The organism is Citrobacter sp. CK191 (assembly GCF_030333435.1).
Classification (GTDB): Bacteria; Pseudomonadota; Gammaproteobacteria; order Enterobacterales; family Enterobacteriaceae; genus Citrobacter_B; species Citrobacter_B koseri.
Genome location: NZ_JAOWFX010000031.1, coordinates 665,611 through 686,011 on the forward strand (window position 1 = coordinate 665,611; position 20,401 = coordinate 686,011).

At 54.9% G+C, this 20,401-nt stretch carries 20 protein-coding genes; 9 read left to right on the top strand and 11 right to left on the bottom strand.

Going from position 1 to position 20,401, the window contains the following annotated elements; translation table 11 throughout:
• Positions 1–5: 5 nt before the first annotated feature.
• Both manY and manX read right to left on the bottom strand, forming a co-directional pair.
• Positions 6–806, bottom strand: coding sequence for a PTS mannose transporter subunit IIC (gene manY / locus OGV82_RS14900; protein ID WP_012132054.1), 801 nt, complete (start codon positions 804–806; stop codon positions 6–8).
• A gap of 58 nt (positions 807–864) precedes the next feature.
• Positions 865–1,830 (bottom strand): PTS mannose transporter subunit IIAB, encoded by a 966-nt coding sequence (manX, locus tag OGV82_RS14905; RefSeq protein ID WP_047463231.1) that lies wholly within the window; start codon positions 1,828–1,830, stop codon positions 865–867.
• Positions 1,831–2,145: 315 nt separating this feature from the next.
• On the opposite strand from manX, the gene OGV82_RS23010 reads away from it, so the two are divergent.
• A complete protein-coding gene (locus OGV82_RS23010; RefSeq protein ID WP_371320444.1) occupies positions 2,146–2,286 on the top strand; it encodes a protein YoaL in 141 nt (46 codons plus the stop codon).
• Positions 2,274–3,833, top strand: a complete 1,560-nt coding sequence (gene yoaE, locus OGV82_RS14910) for a CNNM family cation transport protein YoaE (protein ID WP_047463233.1) — start codon at positions 2,274–2,276, stop codon at positions 3,831–3,833. The genes OGV82_RS23010 and yoaE overlap by 13 nt, the downstream gene beginning before the upstream one ends.
• A gap of 26 nt (positions 3,834–3,859) precedes the next feature.
• On the opposite strand, the gene pdeD is transcribed toward yoaE, so the two are convergent.
• The 4 genes from pdeD to pabB form a co-directional block, all read right to left on the bottom strand.
• The gene (gene pdeD / locus OGV82_RS14915; RefSeq protein ID WP_047463236.1) at positions 3,860–5,458 is read right to left on the bottom strand and encodes a cyclic di-3',5'-guanosine monophosphate phosphodiesterase PdeD; all 1,599 of its coding nucleotides are present in this window, start codon (positions 5,456–5,458) and stop codon (positions 3,860–3,862) included.
• Positions 5,459–5,597: 139 nt separating this feature from the next.
• Complete coding sequence (gene sdaA, locus OGV82_RS14920) at positions 5,598–6,962, bottom strand: L-serine ammonia-lyase (protein WP_024130267.1); 1,365 nt, start codon at positions 6,960–6,962, stop codon at positions 5,598–5,600.
• A gap of 184 nt (positions 6,963–7,146) precedes the next feature.
• A complete protein-coding gene (locus tag OGV82_RS14925) occupies positions 7,147–7,725 on the bottom strand; it encodes a CoA pyrophosphatase (RefSeq protein WP_047463238.1) in 579 nt (192 codons plus the stop codon).
• Positions 7,726–7,728: 3 nt separating this feature from the next.
• Positions 7,729–9,090 (bottom strand): aminodeoxychorismate synthase component 1, encoded by a 1,362-nt coding sequence (gene pabB / locus OGV82_RS14930; protein WP_047463240.1) that lies wholly within the window; start codon positions 9,088–9,090, stop codon positions 7,729–7,731.
• A 72-nt stretch (positions 9,091–9,162) separates the two neighbouring features.
• Here pabB and OGV82_RS14935 point away from each other — a divergent pair, with 72 nt between their 5' ends.
• Entirely contained in the window at positions 9,163–9,342 is a 180-nt protein-coding gene (locus OGV82_RS14935) for a YoaH family protein (protein WP_012132063.1), read from the top strand.
• Between the two features lie 7 nt (positions 9,343–9,349).
• Here OGV82_RS14935 and OGV82_RS14940 read toward each other — a convergent pair whose 3' ends face one another.
• The gene (locus OGV82_RS14940) at positions 9,350–9,694 is read right to left on the bottom strand and encodes a RidA family protein (RefSeq protein ID WP_012132064.1); all 345 of its coding nucleotides are present in this window, start codon (positions 9,692–9,694) and stop codon (positions 9,350–9,352) included.
• 129 nt (positions 9,695–9,823) lie between these two features.
• Between OGV82_RS14940 and yoaA the strand changes: the two genes are divergently transcribed.
• The 5 genes from yoaA to rnd all read left to right on the top strand — a co-directional run bounded on the left by yoaA (position 9,824) and on the right by rnd (position 16,255).
• Positions 9,824–11,734, top strand: coding sequence for a DNA repair helicase YoaA (gene yoaA, locus OGV82_RS14945; protein ID WP_012132066.1), 1,911 nt, complete (start codon positions 9,824–9,826; stop codon positions 11,732–11,734).
• A 57-nt stretch (positions 11,735–11,791) separates the two neighbouring features.
• Positions 11,792–12,487, top strand: coding sequence for a tRNA (adenosine(37)-N6)-threonylcarbamoyltransferase complex dimerization subunit type 1 TsaB (gene tsaB / locus OGV82_RS14950; RefSeq protein WP_047463242.1), 696 nt, complete (start codon positions 11,792–11,794; stop codon positions 12,485–12,487).
• A 99-nt stretch (positions 12,488–12,586) separates the two neighbouring features.
• Positions 12,587–13,168: a Slp family lipoprotein gene (locus tag OGV82_RS14955; protein WP_047463245.1), complete on the top strand. Its 582-nt coding sequence runs from the start codon at positions 12,587–12,589 to the stop codon at positions 13,166–13,168.
• A 204-nt stretch (positions 13,169–13,372) separates the two neighbouring features.
• Entirely contained in the window at positions 13,373–15,058 is a 1,686-nt protein-coding gene (gene fadD / locus OGV82_RS14960; protein ID WP_080750364.1) for a long-chain-fatty-acid--CoA ligase FadD, read from the top strand.
• A 69-nt stretch (positions 15,059–15,127) separates the two neighbouring features.
• Positions 15,128–16,255: a ribonuclease D gene (gene rnd, locus OGV82_RS14965; protein ID WP_080516651.1), complete on the top strand. Its 1,128-nt coding sequence runs from the start codon at positions 15,128–15,130 to the stop codon at positions 16,253–16,255.
• 34 nt (positions 16,256–16,289) lie between these two features.
• Here the strand turns inward: rnd and OGV82_RS14970 are convergent, their stop codons facing one another.
• Positions 16,290–17,372 carry a tartrate dehydrogenase gene (locus OGV82_RS14970; protein ID WP_012132071.1) on the bottom strand — a complete coding sequence of 361 codons (1,083 nt, stop codon included), beginning with the start codon at positions 17,370–17,372 and terminating at the stop codon, positions 16,290–16,292.
• A 103-nt stretch (positions 17,373–17,475) separates the two neighbouring features.
• Here OGV82_RS14970 and OGV82_RS14975 point away from each other — a divergent pair, with 103 nt between their 5' ends.
• On the top strand, positions 17,476–18,393 hold the full coding sequence (locus OGV82_RS14975) for a LysR substrate-binding domain-containing protein (protein ID WP_012132072.1): 918 nt from the start codon (positions 17,476–17,478) through the stop codon (positions 18,391–18,393).
• Positions 18,394–18,481: 88 nt separating this feature from the next.
• Here OGV82_RS14975 and minE read toward each other — a convergent pair whose 3' ends face one another.
• Genes minE through minC form a run of 3 tightly spaced genes read right to left on the bottom strand, consistent with a single transcriptional unit; the run spans position 18,482 to position 20,295 of the window.
• Positions 18,482–18,748, bottom strand: coding sequence for a cell division topological specificity factor MinE (gene minE / locus OGV82_RS14980; RefSeq protein WP_003859937.1), 267 nt, complete (start codon positions 18,746–18,748; stop codon positions 18,482–18,484).
• 3 nt (positions 18,749–18,751) lie between these two features.
• Positions 18,752–19,564, bottom strand: a complete 813-nt coding sequence (gene minD, locus OGV82_RS14985) for a septum site-determining protein MinD (RefSeq protein WP_047463261.1) — start codon at positions 19,562–19,564, stop codon at positions 18,752–18,754.
• 23 nt (positions 19,565–19,587) lie between these two features.
• Complete coding sequence (gene minC, locus OGV82_RS14990) at positions 19,588–20,295, bottom strand: septum site-determining protein MinC (RefSeq protein ID WP_047463264.1); 708 nt, start codon at positions 20,293–20,295, stop codon at positions 19,588–19,590.
• Between the last annotated feature and the right edge of the window lie 106 nt (positions 20,296–20,401).

The window sequence follows — 20,401 nt, forward strand, 5'->3', positions numbered from 1 at the left end:
ACCTGTTAGTCCAGTTCGTTATCGAGATCGTTGTTACCAGCAGCCTGAGCTGGCGCACCGGCTACGCGGTTATATTTCGGGCTCAGCTGGATGTAGAGGATGGCCATTACCGCGCCAATTACGCCCAGAGCAACCAGGTTGAAGTTAGTGAATGCCGCAGTGACGAAGCCGAGGTAGAAGAACGGCATCAGATAGCCCGCGCGCATCATGTTGATGACCATTGCGTAACCGACAACCACGATCATGCCGCCGGCGATGTTCAGACCGCTGGTCACGACTTCCGGGATCGCATTCAGCATGCCCTGAACTTCGCTGGTGCCGACAGAAATCGCCACGATAACCGCCGGAATCGCGATACGCATTGCCTGTAGGAACAGGGAGGATACGTGGATCCAGGACAGTGCCGTCAGGTTGCCGCTATCGGCCGCTTTATCCGCCGCGTGCTGGAATGCCACGGTGATGGTACGTACGATGATGGTCAGCACCTGACCTGCGGCCGCCAGTGGAATCGCCAGCGCGATACCTGCGCCAATGCCTTGATGACCGGCGATAACCAGCACGGTTGAAATAATGGAAGCCAGCGCGGCATCAGGCGCAACGGCAGCACCGATGTTCATCCAGCCAAGCGCGATCATTTCCAGGGTACCACCGATGATAATACCGGTTTTCATGTCCCCAAGAACGGCACCGATTAGCGTACAGGCCACCAATGGACGGTGGAACTGAAATTCATCAAGTACCGACTCCATACCCGCGATACATGCGACGATGAACACCAGCACAATCTGAAGAGTGGTAATCTCCATTGTACTTCTCCTATTGCTATACAGACTTAAGTGTGAATGCTAATTAAATGCCGGGTGGTTATTTCGCCACTTTGGCAATCAAATCCATCATTTTCAGTTTCTGATCGGTGGAAACTTTACGAACCTCAAGCTCGATACCGCGTTCGTTGAGCTTTTTAAAGGCGTCGATATCGGTCTCGTCGACGGAAACGGCGTTATTAACCTGCGTTTTACCCTGACGGAAAGCCATACCGCCAATGTTTACGGAAGTCACTTTCACGCCGCCTTCAACGATACGTTCCACATCGGTAGGGTTGGTGAACAGCAGCATCACACGTTCGCCTGCGTATTTCGGGTTGTTGTAGACACGAATCATCTTGGCAACGTCTACCACATGCGCCGTTACGCCCGGAGGTGCCACCTGTGTTAACAGCGTTTTACGTACGGTGTCCGCCGCTACTTCATCACTCACGACGATGATGCGGGTGACGTTGGTCTCTTTGGTCCAGCGGGTGGCGACCTGGCCGTGAATCAAACGGTCATCGATACGGGCGAGACCGATTACCATGTAATCGTTGGGTCCCATTGGTTTAGCGGGCGCCGCCGCTTTTGGCGCAGCAACCGGCGCTGGAGCGGCTTTTTCAACCGGTTTCGCTTTCAGCGCTTTCACGCCTTCACGACCGGTTTCTACCGCCAGAGCGACTAATTCGTCAAAGCTCGGATTGTCATCGCGGGCCATGAACGTTTCCACCAGCATCGGAATATTGACGCCAGCAATGACTTCATAGTGCTCTTTGTCGACGACAATACGGCTGGCAGCATTAAATGGACTGCCTCCCCATGTATCAACGAGAAACAGCACGCCTTTGCTGGTATCGAGTTTTGCCAACTGAGCGTTGTACTTTTCAATCAGCGTTTCGGCATTTTCGCCTGGAACGAAATCGATCCAGCCGACGTTTTCCTGCTCGCCTAACAGCATTTCTGCTGTTTTAAGTAACTGCTCTGCAGCCCAACCATGTGTGCCTATAACAATAGCAATGGTCACTTGCTACCTCCTTTATTATCGTTAACACATCAACGTGACAGATGTATTTTGAATCGCCGTCCGCACTCGAATCGATTCAGATAAGGGTTATAATGAAAAAACAGTTATTTCCGGGAATTATTTTAGATAGCGAAAAAAATATTTTATGTGATGAAGATCCGCAATTTAGCTTTCACATCAGAGAAATTTCGTAGTGTAAAATATCCCTGTAACATCTCATTGCAAAGGAAGGTAAATCTTTGCCAAAAAGACATTGTCTCTGTTATGTTTAGCTTCCGTTTAATTAGTAAGGAGTATAGGGCAGTAGCCCGCCGTATGGATCGTCACCGACGTCATTTCACTTTAAGGCCGTATCAGGCCTGTCTGTCTGGCTCTTTTGGCCGCAACCTTAATTCGCATATTGCTTTCTCGCCTGTTCGCTATTCCTTAAGCAGGAGCTTGTCATGGAATTCTTAATGGACCCCTCAATCTGGGCGGGTTTGCTCACGCTTGTTATCCTCGAAATTGTTCTGGGTATTGATAACCTGGTCTTTATCGCGATTCTGGCTGACAAGCTGCCGCCAAAGCAGCGTGATAAGGCGCGTCTTATCGGTTTGTCGCTGGCGCTGGTGATGCGCCTGGTCCTGCTGTCCATCATTTCGTGGATGGTGACTTTAACGAAACCGCTCTTCACCGTCTGGGATCTCACCTTCTCAGGGCGCGATCTGATCATGCTCATCGGGGGTCTCTTCCTCCTGTTTAAGGCCACGACGGAGCTGCATGAGCGCCTGGAAAACCGCGAGCATGACTCGGGGCACGGCAAAGGCTATGCGAGTTTCTGGGTCGTGGTAACGCAGATCGTTATCCTTGATGCCGTCTTCTCCCTTGACGCGGTAATTACCGCCGTGGGTATGGTTAACCATCTGCCGGTGATGATGGCTGCCGTGGTGATTGCGATGGCGGTGATGCTGCTGGCGTCTAAGCCGCTTACCCGTTTCGTCAACCAGCATCCGACGGTTGTAGTGCTCTGTCTGAGCTTCCTGTTGATGATCGGTCTGAGCCTGGTGGCGGAAGGTTTTGGCTTCCATATTCCGAAAGGGTATCTGTACGCTGCTATCGGTTTCTCAATCGTCATCGAATTGTTCAACCAGATTGCGCGTCGTAACTTTATTCGCCATCAGTCAACGTTACCGCTGCGTGCACGCACCGCAGACGCCATCCTGCGACTGATGGGCGGTAAACGTCAGGCGAGCGCGCAGCACGAGTCTGACAGCCCGGCGACGGTGCCTGTACCTGAAGGCGCGTTTGCTGAAGAAGAGCGTTATATGATCAACGGCGTGCTGACCCTGGCGTCCCGTTCGCTGCGCGGCATCATGACGCCTCGCGGTGAAATCAGCTGGGTGGATGCTGACCTGAGCGTGGATGAAATCCGCGAACAGTTACTCTCTTCTCCGCACAGCCTGTTCCCGGTGTGTCGCGGCGAACTGGATGAGATCATCGGTATTGTTCGCGCGAAAGAACTGCTGGTGGCGCTGGAAGAGGGCGTGGATGTGGCCGCGATTGCTTCGGAATCACCAGCGATTGTCGTCCCGGAAACGCTGGACCCGATTAATCTGCTGGGCGTCCTGCGTCGCGCTCGCGGCAGCTTCGTCATCGTCACCAATGAGTTTGGCGTCGTGCAGGGGCTGGTTACGCCGCTGGACGTGCTGGAAGCGATTGCCGGTGAGTTCCCGGATGCCGACGAAACGCCTGAGATCATTACCGAAGCGGGCGGCTGGCTGGTGAAGGGGGGAACGGATCTGCATGCCCTGCAACAGGCGCTGGATGTCGATAACCTGGTGAACGATGAGGAAGACATCGCCACCGTCGCAGGATTGGTTATCGCCGTAAACGGTCATATCCCGCAGGTGGGAGATGTTATCGACGTTGCGCCGCTTCATATCACGATTGTCGAAGCGAACGACTACCGTGTTGATTTGGTTCGTATTGTTAAAGAACAACCTGCTCACCACGAAGACGAATAAGCGCCGTTCCCCGGTAAAACCGGGATCTAATGAAACGGCATAACGGGCGTCATGTGTCCGTTATGCCGGGCGGGCGGCGGTGCGCTACCCGCCAGCCACTGAGGAAAATCGTGAAGCGGCATAGGCCTTGCGAACAGAAATCCCTGCAACGCCTGAACGCCGTGTCCCCGCAAATATTGCGCCTGCTCTCGCGTTTCAACGCCTTCCGCCACCAGTTCAATATTCAGTCTTTGCCCCAGCGCGATGATGATATCGGTCACCGTGGAGTTCACCGCATCAGTACCGATCGCCGCGGTAAATGATTTGTCGATCTTCAGCACGTCCGGGCGCAATTTCTCCAGCCATGACAGCGAACTGTTGCCGGTGCCAAAGTCATCAATGGCGAGCTTCACCCCTTTGCGGTGAAGTTCACGCATCAGCCGATAATCGACGTCCAGTAAGGCATCCCGTTCCGTCAGCTCAAGCACAAGTTGCTGAACAGGATGGGCGCTGAACCAGTAATGATTGAGATCTTTTAATAGCATGCCATGACGAAAATGGCTGGCCGCAACGTTGATGCCGATATGGAACTGGCTGTTCATCGGGAAGAAATGCCGCTGCCGAATGGTTTCCGCAATGACATAGCGGGTAAGGGGGGCGATCAGGTTGTGTTCTTCGGCGATAGGGATAAAAACATCGGGAGAAATCCATCCCTGTCGAGGGTTATTCCAGCGCAGCAGGATCTCAACCCCCACGCATTGCTGCGTACGGGCATTTAACAGCGGCTGGCAAAACAGTTCAAATTCACGGGCGGCAAGGGCGAGGTTGATCTCCCATGAAAAACTCATTCTGCTGGCCGTTGCCAGCCAGGCAAGGTATCCCACCAGTAAACTCAGCATCACCGCCAGCGGCAGCTGCGTCGGCAGGTGGCGTAGCGCCAGCTCGCCAGCGCCGGGCCCCGTCACGCTGATGGTGAAGGGGAAGTGCTGGGACGCGCGCTGATAACGTTTTTCACCGTTCAGGGCGGGTAGCGCCTCCACCACCCCCTGACCATAGAGCAAGTGGCGGTTGCCGACCGTCAGGCTTGCGCTGGCGATCTGCGGCTGTTGCGGTTCAAGCAGCATCATCGCCAGAAGATCAATATTGACGATCTCAAAGAGCCCGTTTTTGCCATCAGGCGATGACGGATACCACTGAATCAGAATCGGGCTGTCTTTGAGCAGGGACTGATCGGTAGACAGCAGCAACAGGTTATTCGGCGCGGGCAGATCGGGTTGTAGCTGGTGAATCGGCACGTTGCGTGAGCCAAAGATACTAGAGCAGTAGAGAATACCGTTTTGAACCAGACCAATGGAACGCACGGTTTGCAGTCTGGCGACCTGCTTACGCAGGGGAAAATGCGCGGCCGGGCAGGGTTGTCCTACCAGGGGCAGCAGGAGATCGCGCCCGGCCTGTAGAGGGCGGAGCACTTCATCCAGCGTCTCTACGGCGTGAGCGGCGAACGTTTCGGTGCGGTGCTGATTTATATTTCGCTCCGAAATAAATCGGACACTCAATGTGAGGATAAGCGTGATCAGCGCACAGACCGTGCAGACGATGAAACGATTGCGGCGATAATTTTTAATGATCCGTTGTGCTGTTTGCATGCGGGCCGCCTGATAAGCCGTTGGTCACAAAAGCCAATTGCAACACAGCAAGTGTAGTGGGGAAATTTACCGCAGACGAGATTGATGAGAAAAATTCGCCCATCAGTGGGAGATGGGCGAAGTGGCAGGCTATGTTTTGTTAATCACACTGGACTTTAATCGCCAGTCCGCCGCGTGATGTTTCGCGGTATTTCGCGTTCATGTCCTTGCCGGTTTCGTACATGGTCTCAATGACTTTATCCAGCGAGACGCGCGGGGCGCTGGTACGGCGCATTGCCATACGCGCCGCGTTGATCGCTTTTACCGAAGCAATCGCGTTACGCTCGATACACGGCACCTGAACCTGACCGGCAACCGGGTCACAGGTCAGCCCCAGGTTGTGCTCCATGCCGATTTCAGCGGCGACGCACACCTGCTCCGGGCTGGCCCCAAGCAGCTCTGCCAGTCCTGCCGCCGCCATTGAGCAGGCGACGCCGACTTCTCCCTGGCAGCCGACTTCGGCGCCGGAAATCGAGGCGTTCATCTTGTACAGCGCGCCGATAGCGCCAGCGGCCAGGAAGTAACGGGTGTAGATATCCGGGCTGACGGGTTCAATGAAGTGGTCATAGTAAGCCAGCACCGCAGGCACGATCCCGCAAGCGCCGTTGGTCGGCGCCGTAACGACACGCCCGCCCGCGGCGTTTTCTTCGTTCACTGCCAGCGCAAACATATTGACCCAGTCAATGACGTTCATCGGGTCGCTGGACAGTTTGTCGCTGGAAACCAGCATGCGACGCAGTGCGGAAGCACGACGCGGAACGCGCAGCGGCCCCGGCAGAACCCCTTCGGTATTCATCCCGCGATCGATACACGCCTGCATGGTCTGCCAGACGTTGGCGAAATACTCTTCGATTTCCTTTTTGCTGTGCAGCGCCAGTTCGTTCTGCATCACCATCCCGGAGAGCGACAGACCGGTGCTGTTGCAATATTCCAGCATTTCGGTCGCCGATTTAAACGGATAAGGGACGCTGACCTCATTGGCGGCGTCCTGACCAAAATGCTCTTCATCGACAATAAAGCCGCCGCCGATGGAATAATACGTTTTGCTATAAATGACGGTTTCGCCATTGTACGCGTGGATCTGCATTCCATTTTCATGCAATGGCAGGTTGCCATTGTGAAAACGCATCCCGTTATCCTGGGGAAAATCCACTTCGTGCTGGCCCTGCGCCAGTAACAGGCGACCGCGCGCTTCAACGTCGCGAATAAAACCAGGGATGCTGTCAATATCCACGGTGGCAGGTTCGTTACCCGCCAGACCCATAATAATGGCGATATCGGTGTGGTGACCTTTACCCGTGAGCGACAGTGAACCATACACGTCGACGGCGACACGGGTAACGCTATCCAGTAATCCTTTTTCGACCAGGTCATCGACGAACTGTTTACCCGCCTTCATAGGCCCTACAGTATGGGAGGATGAGGGACCAATCCCCACCTTAAACATGTCGAATAGACTAATCACGATAATACTCCTGACAGGGTGACCGGGCTTCCCGGTTACGATGTAATAACTGCGCATAGTGTAAGAGGGAACGCGGCGATCGGCTTAACTATTCACATGAATTAAACTAATGGATAACCACGTATTTACTAATGTTGGGACGGGAATCTCAAGTTGTGTTCTGCGCGTGTAAAGATAAGTATAGTCAGGGTCTCACGCCAATTTGCAGCGCCAGCTCACGAATTATTCCGGCGGTCATTCCCCAGACGAAATAATGCTCATACCACGAAAGCCATACGCGATGTGAATCGCCGCGTCGATAAATATCCAGCGGATGATAACGCCCCAGACGCAGGGCTTCTGAAAGCGGCATCTCAAAGACAGAGGCCACCTCATCTTCGCTGGCGTGATAATGCAGATTCGGGGGAATAATGCCGACCACCGGCGTAACCTGAAAACCCGTGACGCTGTCTACGGGCGGCAGCACGCCAATCACTTCGACGGATTCCGGCGGGATTGCCACCTCTTCCTGCGCTTCACGCAGCGCAGCGGCAATCAGCGACGCATCGCTGCTGTCAACGGCGCCGCCGGGGAATGCGACCTGACCGGCGTGTTTGCGCAGGCGCGCTGAACGCTGAGTCAGCAATAGACCCGGCCGGGCGCGGCGAACCACCGGGATCAGCACGGCAGCCTGACGATGGTTTAACGTCTCACCATTTACCTGCGGGCGCAAAAGTTGAAAGCGCGATAAAAAATCATCAAGGGTCAGGCTGCTGTTTTCCACGACTCAGTTCTCCAGTTGCTGCAAAATTCGATTCACTTTATCAAACGTCTCCTGATATTCCGCGTCCTCCTGGCTGTCCGCTACGATGCCGCCGCCCGCAGAGCAATAGAGATGCCCGTCTACAGCGGTAAGCGTGCGGATCGTGATGCTGGTGTCCATGTTGCCGCAAAAACTCAGGTAGCCGATGCTGCCGCACCAGGCGTTGCGTCTGTGCGGCTCCAGCGCGTCAATGATCTCCATCGCCCGGACTTTTGGCGCGCCGGTAATTGAACCGCCAGGAAAAGCGGCGCGCAGCAGATCGGTGGCATGTAAATTATCGGGCAAACGGGCGGTAATGGTACTGACAAGATGATGTACCGCCGGGAAGGGTTCAACCACAAACAGCTCGGGAACCTTGACCGACCCCGGAACGGCAACGCGGCCGACGTCGTTACGCATCAAATCGACAATCATCAGGTTTTCTGCGCGGTCTTTTGCTGACATCGCGAGCGTTAGCGCCTGCTGGCGATCCGCCTGCGGGTCGTCCAGCCGGGGAAGGGTGCCTTTGATTGGGCGAGTCTGAATGTGACCCTCTTCGGACTGAATAAAGCGCTCGGGAGAAAGACTCAGAATCGCACCGTCCTCCAGGCGCAAAAACGCGCTGAACGGGGCGCGGTTAGCGTGATTAAGCCGCACGAAGGCCAGCCATTCATCTCCCTGATAGTCAGCCTGAAAACGCTGGGCGAGGTTAACCTGATAACAGTCGCCGCTGTGCAGCCAGCTCTGCACCTGGCGGAATTTTTCACCGTACTGCGCGCGGGTCATGTTTGATTGCCATGCGGAGGTCAACGCGAAGGGCTTTCGCACCGGCGCCTGCTGGCGCGCCAGCCACTCAAGGCGAGCGTGAACATCGGTATGGCTCAGCAGAGAGACGGTCTGTCTGCGATGATCGACGATTAAGGCCCAGTCGTAAATGCCGATCGCCATATCCGGCAGGGTGATATCGCGCTGTGCGAGCGTGGGCAGGGATTCAAAACGGCGGCCAAGGTCGTAACCTAACAGCCCCAGCGCGCCGCCCTGAAACGGCAGATTGGGGTCATATGGCGGCTGGATGCCCGCAGACGCCAGCGCCGCCTGCAACACGGTCATGGGATCGTCGGCGGTCGTGGTCGTGCCATGCTTATCGCGCACGCGGGTCTCTTCGCCATGTGTCGACAGCGTTGCCACGGGGTCGGCCACCAGAATATCAAAACGATTATGCGGATGTTCAGCATGGCCGGAATGCAGCAGCATGGCCCAGGGCTGATGGCTCAGCGGGGCAAAATAGTACTCGGCGGCGTCCGGGCGCCACGGTAAAATAATAACAGCGGGTGATAATGTCTTCATCGGTCCTGGTCTACTGGCTATGTGCCGGGTAGCATGAAATAATTAGCGCAGACAATTTAGCAGGAGTTAACAATGTTTGCAGGTTTACCTTCACTCAGCCACGAGCAGCAACAAAAAGCGGTAGAGCGCATTCAGGAACTGATGTCGCAAGGAATGAGCAGCGGACAGGCAATCGCGCAGGTGGCGGATGAACTGCGCGCCACCCATACCGGCGAGCGGATCGTGGCGCGTTTTGAGGATGAGGACGAATAACGTCGCGTTACACTGCGGCGATAATCTTGATCTCAACTCTGTATTTCGGGTTCATCAGCCCGGCTTGCACCGTGCACCGTACCGGCGCGTGACCGGCAACGACCCACGCGTCCCAGGCTTTGTTCATGGCGGCAAAATCGCTTTTATCGGCCAGGAAAATAGTGGCATCAAGAATACGTGACTTACGGGTGCCCTGTTTTTCCAGCGCCGCATCAATTTGCGCCAGCGTGTTGGCGGTCTGTTCAAACGCATCGGCGTCGAGGTTTTCCGGCACACCGGTGTAATAAAGCGTGTTGTTATGGATTACTACATCAGACCAACGATCTTCGGCATCAATACGTATGATAGTCATAAATCATTCCTCGTTAACTTTCCGTTCGACGCGGCAAGACTGCCATAATGTTGCGTTGCCGTCACCTCTTCAACTGGCGTAAGCGACGGCGTCCTGACATAATCCCTGTTCAAATCAACAGGGGGTAGTGTGACGGACGATTTTGCAGCAGACGGTCAGTTGGCTAAAGCGATACCGGGATTTAAACCGCGCGAACCACAGCGGCAGATGGCCGTTGCCGTCACGCATGCTATTGAAAAATCACAACCGCTTGTTGTCGAAGCCGGGACGGGAACAGGCAAAACTTATGCCTACCTCGCGCCGGCGTTACGCGCCGGAAAAAAAGTGATCATCTCGACGGGATCGAAAGCGTTGCAGGATCAGCTCTACAGTCGCGATCTTCCCACCGTCTCAAACGCCCTCAAATTCACCGGTAAACTGGCGCTGTTGAAAGGGCGCTCTAACTATCTTTGTCTGGAACGTCTCGAACAGCAAGCGCTGGCGGGCGGCGATTTGCCGGTACAAATTTTAAGCGATGTGATTTTGCTGCGGTCGTGGTCGAATCAAACCGAAGACGGCGACATCAGTACCTGCGTCAGCGTAGCGGAAGACTCGCAGGCGTGGCCGCTGGTCACCAGCACCAATGACAACTGTCTGGGCAGCGACTGCCCGCTGTATAAAGACTGTTTTGTGGTTAAAGCGCGTAAAAAGGCGATGGACGCCGATGTGGTTATCGTCAACCACCATCTTTTCCTCGCGGATATGGTGGTTAAAGAGAGTGGGTTTGGCGAACTGATCCCGGAGGCGGAGGTGATGATCTTCGATGAGGCCCACCAGCTTCCTGATATCGCCAGCCAGTATTTCGGCCAGTCGCTCTCCAGCCGACAGCTCCTCGACCTGGCGAAAGATTTTACCATCGCCTACCGCACGGAATTGAAAGACACCCAGCAGTTGCAGAAATGCGCCGACCGACTGGCGCAGAGCGCGCAGGATTTTCGCCTGCAACTGGGCGAGCCGGGCTATCGCGGAAATTTACGTGAGCTGCTGGCCGACCCACGGGTACAGCGCGCGCTATTGCTGCTCGACGATACGCTTGAGCTTTGCTACGACGTGGCAAAACTGTCTCTGGGGCGTTCCGCATTGCTGGATGCCGCTTTCGAGCGTGCGACCTTGTATCGCGCGCGGCTGAAACGCTTAAAAGAGATCAACCAGCCAGGGTACAGCTACTGGTACGAATGCACGTCGCGCCATTTCACGCTGGCGCTCACTCCGCTTACGGTCGCGGATAAATTCAAAGAGGTGATGGCGCAGAAACCCGGCAGCTGGATTTTTACCTCTGCCACGTTATCGGTGAACGACGATCTCCATCACTTTACGGCGCGGCTGGGCATTGAACAGGCCGAATCGATGCTGTTGCCCAGTCCGTTCGACTATACCCGTCAGGCGCTGTTGTGCGTGCCGCGTAACCTGCCGCAAACCAACCAACCGGGCTCTGCCCGACAGCTGGCGGCAATGTTAAGACCGATCATCGAAGCCAACAATGGCCGCTGCTTTATGCTGTGTACGTCGCATGCCATGATGCGCGATCTGGCGGAACAGTTCCGCGCCACCATGACGCTGCCCGTCCTGTTGCAGGGCGAAACCAGCAAAGGTCAACTGCTGCAACAGTTCGTCAGCGCCGGTAATGCGCTACTGGTCGCAACCAGCAGCTTCTGGGAAGGGGTGGATGTGCGCGGCGATACGTTGTCGCTGGTGATTATCGATAAATTACCTTTTACTTCTCCTGACGATCCCTTGCTGAAAGCGCGGATGGAGGATTGTCGTCTGCGCGGCGGCGATCCGTTTGATGAAGTGCAGCTACCCGACGCGGTCATCACGCTGAAACAAGGGGTGGGGCGTCTGATTCGCGATTCCGACGATCGTGGGGTGTTGGTGATTTGTGATAACCGGCTGGTGATGCGACCGTATGGCGCCACCTTCCTGGCGAGCCTGCCGCCCACGCCGCGCACCCGGGACATCGCCCGCGCCGTCAGATTTCTCGCCATACCAACGGCCGAGTAATTTGTTACGGAGTATGGTAAGATGCGCGCCATTTTATTGATTTAAGCACGAAGACCCATGCGAATTCTGGCTATCGATACCGCCACAGAAGCGTGTTCCGTTGCCCTGTGGAATGACGGTAATATCAACGCTCATTTTGAGCTTTGCCCACGAGAACATACCCAACGTATTTTGCCGATGGTGCAGGATATCCTGGCCGCCAACAGCATTACGCTTACCGATATCGACGCGCTGGCGTTTGGTCGCGGCCCCGGCAGTTTTACCGGCGTGCGCATTGGCATTGGCATTGCGCAGGGGCTGGCGCTGGGCGCGAACCTGCCGATGACTGGCGTTTCAACGCTGGCGACAATGGCGCAGGGCGCCTGGCGTAAAAGCGGCGCGACGCGCGTGCTGGCGGCGATTGACGCACGTATGGGCGAAGTCTACTGGGCGGAATACCAGCGTGATGAAAATGGCGTCTGGCACGGGGAAGAGACCGAGGCTGTGTTAAATCCCGGGCTGGTTAGCGAACGGTTGAAGCAGCTTTCCGGGGAGTGGGCTACTGTTGGCACAGGCTGGCCTGCATGGCCTGATCTGGGTAAAGACAGCGGTCTGGCTTTGCGCGATGGCGACGTTCTGCTTCCGGCGGCGGAGGATATGCTGCCTCTCGCCAGTCAGATGCTGGCAGCGGGGAAAACCGTCGCGGTTGAACAGGCCGAACCGGTTTATTTACGTAACAACGTCGCGTGGAAGAAACTTCCGGGCAAAGAATGAATCTCAGTATTATCACCCTGAATAATTTGAACGTAGCTGTTACACACAGGCAGTTTGAAGTATGACGAGAATATGTGCTGAGAAAAAAGGAGTCGCACTATGGCGGTTCAACAACAGGTAATGAAAGGAATTCTGGCGGGAGTGGTTGCGTTAACGTTGAGTGGCTGCGTTACCGTCCCGGATGCCATCAAAGGTTCCAGTCCCACGCCGCAGCAGGATCTGGTGCGGGTTATGAATGCGCCGCAGCTGTACGTCGGCCAGGAAGCGCGTTTTGGCGGTAAAGTGGTGGATGTGCAAAACCAGCAGGGAAAAACGCGGCTGGAAATCGCCAGCGTGCCGCTTGATAACGGCGCGCGCCCGATCCTCGGTGAGGCTTCGCGAGGGCGGATTTATGCCGACGTGAACGGCTTCCTTGACCCGGTAGACTTCCGTGGGCAACTGGTGACGGTCGTCGGGCCGATTACCGGCACGGTGGATGGTAAGGTCGGCAGTACGCCGTATAAGTTTATGCTGATGCAGGCAACGGGCTATAAACGCTGGCACCTTACTCAGCAGATCGTCATGCCGCCGCAGCCGATCGATCCCTGGTTCTACGGTGGACGAGGCTGGCCGTACGGCTATGGCGGTTGGGGATGGTATAACCCAGGCCCCGCACAGGTTCAAACGATCGTAACTGAATAACCCCTTGTTTTATCAATAAAAGAGACAGCGGCTGGTCCGCTGTTTCTGCATTAATACGGACATAAGAAAAATAAATAGTGACGCGCTTCGCAACCTTTTCGTTGAGTGATTAATAAACTGGTACGCTGAGTTAATATTATGTTAACGACTTGTTTATTAACTGGGGTTGCGATGACGACGAACACTCATTTTAGAGGTGATGCTTTGAAGAAGGTTTGGCTTAACCGATATCCCGCTGATGTCCCGGCGGAGATCAATCCTGACCGTTATCAATCCCTGGTTGAATTATTTGAACATGCCGTCGTGCGTTACGCCGACCAGCCTGCGTTCGTCAATATGGGGGAGGTGATGACCTTCCGCAAACTGGAAGAGCGCAGCCGGGCATTCGCGGCCTATTTGCAGGAAGGGCTGGGCCTCAAAAAAGGCGACCGCGTCGCGCTAATGATGCCGAATCTGCTGCAATACCCGGTCGCGCTGTTTGGTATTTTGCGCGCCGGGATGATCGTCGTGAATGTCAACCCGCTGTATACGCCGCGTGAGCTTGAGCATCAGCTCAATGACAGCGGGGCGGCGGCTATCGTGATCGTCTCTAACTTTGCCCACACGCTGGAAAAAGTGGTCGATAAAACGTCCGTACAGCACGTAATTCTGACGCGCATGGGCGACCAGCTTTCTACCGCGAAAGGTACGCTGGTTAACTTTGTCGTGAAATACATTAAGCGTCTGGTGCCGAAATATCACCTGCCGGATGCGATCTCTTTTCGCCGCGCGCTACACGCAGGTTATCGGATGCAGTACGTGAAACCTGAGCTGGTCACCGAAGATCTGGCGTTCCTGCAATACACGGGCGGTACAACCGGCGTAGCGAAAGGCGCGATGCTGACGCACCGCAACATGCTGGCAAACCTGGAGCAGGTAAAAGGCACCTACGGGCCGTTGCTGCATGAGGGGAAAGAGCTGGTGGTGACGGCGTTGCCGCTGTATCACATTTTCGCGTTGACTATGAACTGCCTGCTGTTTATTGAACTGGGCGGGCAAAACCTGCTCATCACTAACCCGCGCGACATTCCGGGCATGGTGAAAGAGCTGGCGAAATATCCGTTTACCGCGATGACCGGCGTTAACACCCTGTTTAACGCCTTGCTGAACAACAAAGAATTCCAGCAACTGGACTTCTCTACGTTGCACCTTTCTGCTGGCGGCGGTATGCCGGTACAGCATGCGGTTGCAGAACGTTGGGTGAAACTGACCGGACAATATTTGCTTGAAGGCTACGGTCTGACCGAGTGCGCGCCGTTGGTCAGCGTGAACCCGCATGATATCGATTATCACAGCGGCAGTATCGGGCTGCCCGTTCCCTCTACCGATGTAAAACTGGTGGATGACGAGGGCAACGAGGTGCCAACAGGCGAGCCTGGCGAGCTGTGCGTGAAGGGGCCGCAGGTGATGCTGGGATACTGGCAGCGCCCGGACGCGACGGATGAAATCGTCAAAGACGGCTGGCTTTACACGGGGGATATCGCGGTGATTGATGACGAAGGGTTCCTGCGCATCGTCGATCGCAAAAAAGATATGATTCTGGTTTCCGGCTTTAACGTCTATCCTAATGAAATTGAAGACGTGGTGATGCAGCATCCTGGCGTTCAGGAAGTGGCGGCAGTCGGCGTACCTTCGGGCAGCAGCGGTGAAAGCGTGAAAATCTTTGTCGTGAAGAAAGACCCGGCGTTGACCGATGAGGCATTGATTACCTTCTGTCGTCGCCAGTTGACGGGGTATAAAGTGCCGAAGCTGGTGGAGTTTCGCGACGAACTGCCTAAATCGAACGTCGGAAAAATTTTACGACGAGAATTACGTGACGAAGCGCGTGGCAAAGTAGACAATAAAGCCTGAGCTTTAAGCAAGTCGCCAGACGCCGGTTAAGCCGGCGTTTTTTTTGGCGCAAACTAAAGAGAATATGATTTGAATTACCAAATGATCACTACGGACGACGCGCTGGCGACGTTATGTGAAGCGGTTCGGGCATTTCCGGCGATTGCTCTTGATACGGAGTTTGTCCGTACGCGCACCTATTACCCGCAACTTGGGCTTATCCAGCTGTTTGATGGCGAGCATGTCGCCCTGATTGATCCTCACGGCATTACCGACTGGTCGCCTCTGCGCGCCGTGTTGCGTGATACCGCGATAACCAAATTTTTGCATGCGGGCAGCGAAGATCTGGAGGTTTTTCTCAACACCTTCGGAGAACTGCCGCAACCGCTGATCGATACGCAGATCCTTGCCGCATTTTGCGGCCGCCCCTTGTCCTGGGGTTTTGCCGCGATGGTCGAGGAGTTTACGGGTGTCGCGCTGGATAAAAGTGAGTCCCGTACCGACTGGCTGGCAAGACCGTTAACCGAACGTCAGTGTGAGTATGCGGCGGCGGACGTCTGGTATTTGTTACCGATCACCAAAAAACTGATGGTCGAAACCGAAGCATCCGGCTGGCTGCCTGCGGCGCTGGATGAGTGCCGTCTGATGCAGCAACGTCGTCAGGAAATTCTGGCGCCGGAAGATGCCTGGCGTGACATCACCAATGCGTGGCAGTTGCGTACCCGTCAACTGGCCTGCCTGCAACTGCTGGCCGACTGGCGGCTGCGCAAGGCGCGTGAGCGCGATCTGGCGGTCAACTTTGTGGTGCGCGAAGAGCACCTGTGGGCAGTGGCGCGCTATATGCCGGGGAGTCTGGGCGAACTGGACAGCCTGGGGCTTTCTGGCAGCGAAATTCGTTTTCACGGTAAGACGCTGATCGCGTTAGTGGAGAAGGCGCAGGCGCTGCCGGAAGAGATGCTGCCGGAACCCTTGCTGAACCTGATGGATATGCCAGGCTATCGCAAGGCGTTTAAAGCCATCAAAGCGCTGGTGGCAGACGTTAGCGCGACGCACAACGTCAGTGCGGAATTGCTGGCGTCGCGTCGGCAAATCAACCAGTTGCTTAACTGGCACTGGAAGTTAAAACCGCAGGCCACGCAGCCGGAACTTATCTCCGGCTGGCGTGCGGAACTGATGGCGGAAAAACTGCGGAATCTGTTGCAGGAATATCCGCTGTAATACGGATGATGGCCGCTATCCGGCCGCTCCGTCATTAGCGCAGCGCCTGACAGATCGCCTCCGCCATCTGCCGGGTGGAGGCGGCGCCTTTCAGATCCGGTGTTTTCGGGCCGTTAGCGATAACCTGCTCAATGGCCGCGAGAATACCGTCATGTGCCTCCCGGTAGCGCGTATCGCCATTGCCGAGGAAATCCAGCATCATGGCGCCCGCCCAGATGGTGGCAACAGGGTTGGCGATATTCTTGCCGTATATATCCGGCGCAGAGCCGTGTACCGGTTCAAACAGCGACGGGAATGTGCGTTCCGGGTTCAGGTTTGCGGAAGGCGCAATGCCGATGGTGCCGGTACAGGCCGGGCCAAGATCGGACAGAATATCGCCAAACAGATTTGAGGCGACAACCACGTCAAAGCGCTCCGGCTGCATGACAAAGCGGGCGCACAGAATGTCGATATGCTGCTTATCCCAACGAATCTCCGGGTAGTGTTGCGCCATTGCTTCAACGCGTTCATCCCAGAAAGGCATACTGATGGCCAGGCCGTTGGATTTGGTGGCGGACGTCAGCGTTTTGCGCGGTCGGCTTTGCGCCAGCTCAAAGGCGTAGCGCAGAATGCGATCCACTCCGCGCCGGGTAAATACCGACTCCTGAATCACCACTTCGTGCTCGGTTCCGGCATTAACGCGCCCGCCCAGCGAGGAGTATTCCCCTTCGGTGTTCTCGCGCACGACGTAGAAATCAATATCTCCCGCTTTTTTTCCGGCCAGCGGGCAGGGAACGCCGGGAAACAGACGTACCGGACGCAGGTTAACGTACTGGTCAAATTCGCGACGGAATTTCAGCAGCGATCCCCACAATGAAACATGGTCCGGGACGGTATCCGGCCAGCCGACGGCGCCGAAATAGATCGCATCAAACGATTTTAGCTGCGCATGCCAGTCGTCAGGCATCATCGTACCGTGATGCGCATAATATTCGCAGCTGGCCCACTCAATCGGCTCAAAGCTGAGCGAGAGATCCCAGCGTTCGGCGGCGGTCTGCAATACGCGAATACCTTCAGGCAGGACTTCTTTACCAATACCGTCTCCGGGAATAGCGGCAATACGACAGGTTTTCTTCATACCAGCTCTCACTTATCAGCAGTCAAAATTGACTTACCCCTTATCCTATAATTGACTGATTGAGAGTTAATCCTTCCAACTGGTGAAACATAAAACACAGATCATGAATAATCTGCCTCTCCTGAATGATTTACGCGTCTTTATGCGGGTTGCCCGGCGTGCGGGTTTTAGCGCGGTTGCGGAAGAGCTGGGCGTTTCGCCGGCGTTTATCAGCAAACGGGTGGCGTTGCTGGAGCAGACGCTGAACGTGGTGCTGCTCCACCGAACGACCCGGCGGGTGACGATCACGGAAGAGGGCGAGCGTATTTACGAATGGGCACAGCGCATTTTGCAGGATGTGGATCAGATGATGGATGAGCTGTCTGACGTGCGGCAAGTCCCACAAGGTATGCTGCGTATTATCAGCAGTTTTGGCTTCGGTCGGCGGATTGTTGCGCCCGCGCTGTCGGCGCTGGCGAAGCAGTATCCACAGCTGGAGTTGCGGTTCGACGTTGAGGACCGGCTGGTGGATCTGGTGAATGAAGGGGTCGATCTTGATATTCGTATTGGTGATGAGATTGCCTCTAATTTAATCGCGCATAAACTTGGAACCAATTACCGTATTTTATGCGCATCACCGGCGTTTCTGGAGCAGCACGGCACGCCGAAGCAGCTCAGCGATCTGGCAGCCTTTCCGTGTCTGGTGATTAAAGAGCGTGACCATCCCTTTGGAATCTGGCAGTTACGCACAAAAGAACGGGAATATTCGATTAAAGTGACAGGGTCACTGTCCTCCAACCACGGTGAGATTGTGCATCAATGGTGTCTGGACGGGCAGGGCATTGCGTTGCGGTCGTGGTGGGATGTCTGCGATAACATTGCCAGCGGCCATCTGGTGCAGGTTCTGCCGGAATATTATCAGCCTGCTAATATCTGGGCGGTCTCCGCTTCCCGTCTTTCCTCGTCGGCAAAAATTCGCATTACGGTTGAATTTCTGCGCCGCTATTTTCAGGAGCGTTACCCGAAGTTCAGCCTGGAATAAGCACCGCCGCGTTACTGTTTATGGCACAGCAGCAAATAAAAGGCAGAATACTCTGCCTTTTTATCGCGTTGCGTTATCCGAAAAGAGATTATCTGGACTCTTCGGCTTCCGGTAATGTCACGTTAAGCTCGAGAATTGAAATATCGCCGTCTTTTTGCTCAAGCTGTACGGTGACCATTTCTGGATCAATTTGCACATACTTGCAGATGACTTCGAGAATATCTTTTCTCAACTGCGGTAAATAATGCGGCTCGGCGTCGCTGCGACGGCGCTCCGCAACAATGATTTGCAGTCGCTCTTTAGCGATGTTGGCTGTACTCTTTTTCCGCGAGAGAAAAAAATCCAGTAATGCCATAACTTATCCTCCGAACAGGCGTTTGAGGAAACCTTTCTTCTCTTCTTCAATGAAGCGGAAAGGACGTTCTTCTCCCAACAGACGTTCTACGGTATCTGCATAGGCTTTACCCGCATCAGCAGTGATGTCGAGAATAACCGGCTCTCCCTGGTTGGATGCGCGCAGGACTGACTGATCTTCCGGGATAACCCCCACGAGTTTGATGCGCAAGATTTCCAGCACGTCTTCCATACTGAGCATATCGCCTCTGTTAACGCGGCCTGGGTTGTAACGCGTCAGCAGCAGATGCTCTTTAATCGGGTCTTCGCCGTTTTCAGCACGACGGGATTTTGACGCCAGAATGCCGAGAATACGGTCAGAGTCACGTACTGAGGAGACTTCCGGGTTCGTGGTGATAATCGCTTCATCGGCAAAATAGAGCGCCATCAGCGCGCCGGTTTCAATGCCCGCCGGAGAGTCGCAGACGATAAAGTCGAAATCCATTGTCTTCAGGTCATCGAGAACTTTTGCTACGCCCTCACGGGTCAGCGCGTCTTTATCGCGGGTTTGCGATGCCGGAAGAATAAAGAGATTCTCAGTGCGCTTATCTTTGATTAACGCCTGGTTTAGCGTCGCATCGCCCTGAATCACGTTCACGAAATCGTAAACGACACGACGCTCACATCCCATGATCAGGTCGAGGTTACGCAGACCGATATCGAAATCGATAACGACAGTTTTCTTTCCCTTCTGGGCCAAACCAGTAGCGATGGCCGCGCTGGAGGTGGTCTTGCCAACGCCCCCTTTACCCGAAGTAACTACAATAATGCGTGCCATAGAAATTCCTTGTTAAAAAGGGATCAATTCAACGGTTGAACTGCCAAAGCGTTATCTGCTAACCGCAGACGCGCCGCTTTGCCATAAAATTCTGCCGGGATTTTATCACTCAGCCAATAAACACCTGCGATAGACACCAGTTCTGCCGTCAGATGGGTACAAAAAATTTGCGCTTCCCGATCGCCGCTGGCGCCTGCCAGCGCGCGACCCCGCATCATGCCATAAACGTGGATATTACCGTCTGCGATTAACTCTGCGCCAGCGCTGACGTGACTTGTAACAATTAGATCACATTGTGGAGCATAAATGCGCTGACCGGAACGAACCGGTACGTCAATTAATCGCGTTTTTGTGATGGGGGTAACATTTTGCGGCGGCGCGCTCGGTGCCGGGGCTTCGACCGGGGCGGAACGAGCGACTTTCTCTTTACCTTCAGTCAGTAAAGGAAGACCCATCTCGTCAATTTCCGCTTTTAGCGCCGCGTCTTTGCAGCCGCTAACGCCGATAATACGCAGACCGGTAGACGTCACCACCTCTTGCAGCGCAGGCCAGTTTACTGGACTTTCAAGGCCGCTGACGTTAATGACCACGGGAGCATGTTTTAAAAAAGCAGGTGCCTGAGCGATTTTGTCTTCCAACGCCTGACGAATAACCTTGGGTTCAGCTTCGTGCAAATGAACCACTGATAAGGTGAAGCTACTGCCTTTAAGCTCGATTGGCGTGTTTGACATCCTGGCCTTACTCAATTTGCTATTTATCATCCCCAATGCGGGGCGATATTCCGAAGACTAGAAGGCATGTTATAGTCAGTATTATATTGAGGCAAGTCACCATCCC

What these genes read in the sequence shown, in the direction of transcription:
- manY (WP_012132054.1), bottom strand. Translation starts at nt 806, where the DNA reads ATGGAGATTACCACTCTTCAGATTGTGCTGGTGTTCATCGTCGCATGT.
- OGV82_RS23010 (WP_371320444.1), top strand. Translation starts at nt 2,146, where the DNA reads ATGGATCGTCACCGACGTCATTTCACTTTAAGGCCGTATCAGGCCTGT.
- yoaE (WP_047463233.1), top strand. Translation starts at nt 2,274, where the DNA reads ATGGAATTCTTAATGGACCCCTCAATCTGGGCGGGTTTGCTCACGCTT.
- pdeD (WP_047463236.1), bottom strand. Translation starts at nt 5,458, where the DNA reads ATGCAAACAGCACAACGGATCATTAAAAATTATCGCCGCAATCGTTTC.
- pabB (WP_047463240.1), bottom strand. Translation starts at nt 9,090, where the DNA reads ATGAAGACATTATCACCCGCTGTTATTATTTTACCGTGGCGCCCGGAC.
- OGV82_RS14935 (WP_012132063.1), top strand. Translation starts at nt 9,163, where the DNA reads ATGTTTGCAGGTTTACCTTCACTCAGCCACGAGCAGCAACAAAAAGCG.
- OGV82_RS14940 (WP_012132064.1), bottom strand. Translation starts at nt 9,694, where the DNA reads ATGACTATCATACGTATTGATGCCGAAGATCGTTGGTCTGATGTAGTA.
- tsaB (WP_047463242.1), top strand. Translation starts at nt 11,792, where the DNA reads ATGCGAATTCTGGCTATCGATACCGCCACAGAAGCGTGTTCCGTTGCC.
- OGV82_RS14955 (WP_047463245.1), top strand. Translation starts at nt 12,587, where the DNA reads ATGGCGGTTCAACAACAGGTAATGAAAGGAATTCTGGCGGGAGTGGTT.
- OGV82_RS14970 (WP_012132071.1), bottom strand. Translation starts at nt 17,372, where the DNA reads ATGAAGAAAACCTGTCGTATTGCCGCTATTCCCGGAGACGGTATTGGT.
- OGV82_RS14975 (WP_012132072.1), top strand. Translation starts at nt 17,476, where the DNA reads ATGAATAATCTGCCTCTCCTGAATGATTTACGCGTCTTTATGCGGGTT.
- minE (WP_003859937.1), bottom strand. Translation starts at nt 18,748, where the DNA reads ATGGCATTACTGGATTTTTTTCTCTCGCGGAAAAAGAGTACAGCCAAC.
- minD (WP_047463261.1), bottom strand. Translation starts at nt 19,564, where the DNA reads ATGGCACGCATTATTGTAGTTACTTCGGGTAAAGGGGGCGTTGGCAAG.
- minC (WP_047463264.1), bottom strand. Translation starts at nt 20,295, where the DNA reads ATGTCAAACACGCCAATCGAGCTTAAAGGCAGTAGCTTCACCTTATCA.